The 2,897-nt window shown below is 73.2% G+C and carries 3 protein-coding genes; 1 reads left to right on the top strand and 2 read right to left on the bottom strand.

Features of this window, described 5'->3' with window-relative positions; translation table 11 throughout:
• The coding region (locus tag GTW43_RS24470) for a helix-turn-helix domain-containing protein (protein ID WP_161304193.1) at positions 1-627 on the bottom strand (627 nt) is incomplete at its 3' end.
• 140 nt (positions 628-767) lie between these two features.
• Between GTW43_RS24470 and GTW43_RS24465 the strand changes: the two genes are divergently transcribed.
• Positions 768-1,952 (top strand): TetR/AcrR family transcriptional regulator, encoded by a 1,185-nt coding sequence (locus tag GTW43_RS24465; RefSeq protein WP_161304192.1) that lies wholly within the window; start codon positions 768-770, stop codon positions 1,950-1,952.
• A 42-nt stretch (positions 1,953-1,994) separates the two neighbouring features.
• On the opposite strand, the gene GTW43_RS24460 is transcribed toward GTW43_RS24465, so the two are convergent.
• Positions 1,995-2,897: oxygenase MpaB family protein (locus GTW43_RS24460; RefSeq protein WP_161304191.1), on the bottom strand; the 903-nt coding region annotated here is incomplete at its 5' end.

Below are 2,897 nucleotides of genomic sequence, written 5' to 3'. Positions count from 1 at the left end.
CTGTTCCTCGGACTGTTCCTCGGACTGTTCCTCGGGCCGCTCGTCCTGCTCGTCGGCGCGCTCCGGCAGGTGGTAGCGCAGGAGCCGGACGCCCCGGGCGTCGTCCGGCCGGTCCTGCGGGGCGCGGGTGACGTAGGGGGCCAGGACCTGCTGGATCGCGTCCTCGATGGACGCCAGCTCCTGCGGGGAGACCACGACGCGGGTGTCGGCCAGGCCCGCCAGCCGGCTCCACCGGGGTTCGAGCTCCGGCTCGGTCTCCCGCGCCCAGCGCTCGGGCAGTGCGGCGGTGCGGGCGAACATCTCCCGGGACAGCACCCGCGCCGCCGCGAGCCCCTCCCCGCCCTCGGGCGCCTCGAACCGGAAGCCGCGGGCCGCGGCCTCCCACCGCCGGGCGCGGCGGTCCGGGCCCGGTTCGGCATCGCGCACGAGCCCGAATCCCGCCAGATGGCGCAGGTGCCAGCTGGTGACGGAGGGCGTCGCGCCCACGTGCGGCGACAACTGCGTCGCGGTGGCGGGGCCGTGCCGCTGGAGACGCTCGAGCACGGCCAGCCGCACGGGATGCGCCAGCGCGCGCATCGTCTTGGGGTCGGTGATCTCGATGTCACCCAGGGGATTTCCACGGTCCATGTCTGAGAGTGTTCTCTCACAATCTCTGAGAGTCAACTCTCATACCGGTCCCGAACGTCCCAAGGGGCCTGCGCAGGCGTGTGATTGACTGACCGCATGGCCCCGTCCGCGTCCTCGTCCTCGTTCCCGCCCGTCCGGTCATGACCGCCGATCCGGTCGCGGCCACGCGCCCGCGCAACCGCAGGCAGCTGATCGTCGACGCGGCCGGACGGCTCTTCAGCGAGCGGGGTTATCACGCGGCGTCCATGGAGGAGATCGCCTCCGGCGTGGGCATCACGGCCGCCGCACTGTACCGCCACTTCCCGAACAAGTACGCCCTGTTCGCCGAGTGCGCGCACAGCATGGTGGAGGGTCTCGTCGCCGCGCTCGACGAGCTGCCCGAGGACGCGGAGCTGCCGGACGTGCTCGCCGCCCTCGTCCGCGTCACCGTCGCGCACCGTGCCTCGGGCGGCGTGTACCGGTGGGAGGCCCGCTACCTCGAGCGTGCCGACCGCCGGCTGCTCGCGGTGCAGTTCGCCCGGGTCGTCGGGCGGGTCACCGACGCGCTGCGCCGGTCGCGGCCGGGGCCGGGTGCGCAGGACACGGACGGCGAGCGCCTGCGGGTCGTCGCGGCCCTCGGCGCGATCGGGTCCCTCACCATGCACCGCACCTCGCTCGCCCAGCGCCGCCTGGAGGAGCTGATGTCGGCGTGCGCACTGCGCGTGGCCACGACCGCCCCCGGCGGCGCGGCCGGGAGCGCCGCACACGCCGTCACGCTTCCGGCGCCGCCCGTGCCACGGTCGCGGCGTGCGGAGATCCTCGCCGCCGCGGTGCCGCTGTTCGCCCGGGACGGCTTCGCCAACGTGACGAACGGTCAGATCGCGGAGGCCGTGGGGCTCGCCCCCTCCGCGCTCTACCGGCACTACCCCGGCAAGGTGGACATCCTGGCGGCGGCCTGCTTGCAGGCCGCCGGGCTCCTGACCCAGTCGGTGGACCGCAGCCTCGAGGGGGTGTCCGGTCCGCGCGATGCCGTCGAGGCGCTGGCCGCGGCCTATGTCGCGTACAGCTTCCGGCACACCGCCCTGACGAGCGTCGCCGAGGCCGAGATCGGCGGCCTGCCGGCGGAGCTGCGGCGCCCGCTGGTGCAGGCCCAGCGCGAGCACATCGCCGTCTGGGAACAGCAGGTGCGGCTGGCCCGGCCCGAACTGGACCCGCGGCCGGCGCGGCTCCTGGTGCATGCCGGTTTCGGTGTGGTGGTCGAGGCCGGCCGCAGTCTGCGCTGGCAGGACAGTCCCGGCCACCGCGCCGCCGTGACGGGTCTGGTGGTCGGCGCCCTGGGGCTGTGAACGGATCCGCGGCCCGTGGCCGTCGCCGCGGCGGCGGGCGGGTCAGGCGGCCGGCCGGTTGCCCGTCGGGATGACGATGGGGGTCGTCGTCCCCGAGGAGCCGTTGTTGAGGAAGGCCATGGCCAGGGCGCGGACGAACTGGTCGAAGATGTAGAAGGCGTCGGGTGCGACGGGGGACAGGCCCTCGCGGAACAGGATGAAGGCCGGCCAGACGGTACGGATCAGCGCCGCCGCGGCGTAGTCGCGCTCGAGGCCCAGCCAGTCGCCGATCTCGTTGCTGAGGACGTAGCGCACGAACTCGTCGAGGAACCCGCGTGTCACGCCCAGGTCGATCTGGGCGGTGAGGCCGAGCAGGTCCTCGGCGAGGGCGACGCCCTCGGTCGTCGGGGTGAGGATCGGTGTGAGCACCTGGGCCGACTGCGCGTCCGCGGCCGCCCACGACGTCGGGATGTACTCGTCGCGCACGCCCAGCAGATGCAGGGCGACCTGCCAGCTGTGCAGGAACGCGTCCTGGTCCTGCGCCGAGAAGGGCACCTTCCACTCCAGCAGCTTCCTGCGCACGAAGGTGCCGAGGCTGTGGAAGGTGACGAGGATGTCGGCGTTGCTGATCGGGATGTGCTCGTCCGCGGCGGCCGACCAGTGCGGTGACTGCGGCAGCAGATGCCGGACCGCCGCGTGCACCAGCCGGGTCTTGTTCGCCGTGACCACGAACTGGCCCGTCGGCTCGAAGCCCTTCAGCTGGGCCAGGTCGTAGCCGAACGTGAAGGTCTTGGCGGCGCGGTCCTTCATGTTCGCCCCGCCCGCGGACCAGTACACGCTCCGGGCCTCGCGCGGGATCACGGTGCTCATGATCCCGCTGCCCAGCCCGTAGAGCATGAACAGATACGTGTCCTTGCGGCGGTTGAAGTCGGCGGCCCGGGCGAGCTTCGCCTCGTCCGCCCAGTC

This window comes from Streptomyces sp. SID5785, assembly GCF_009870065.1.
Classification (GTDB): Bacteria; Actinomycetota; Actinomycetes; order Streptomycetales; family Streptomycetaceae; genus Streptomyces.
This window is presented reverse-complemented; position numbering and strand designations above follow the sequence as displayed.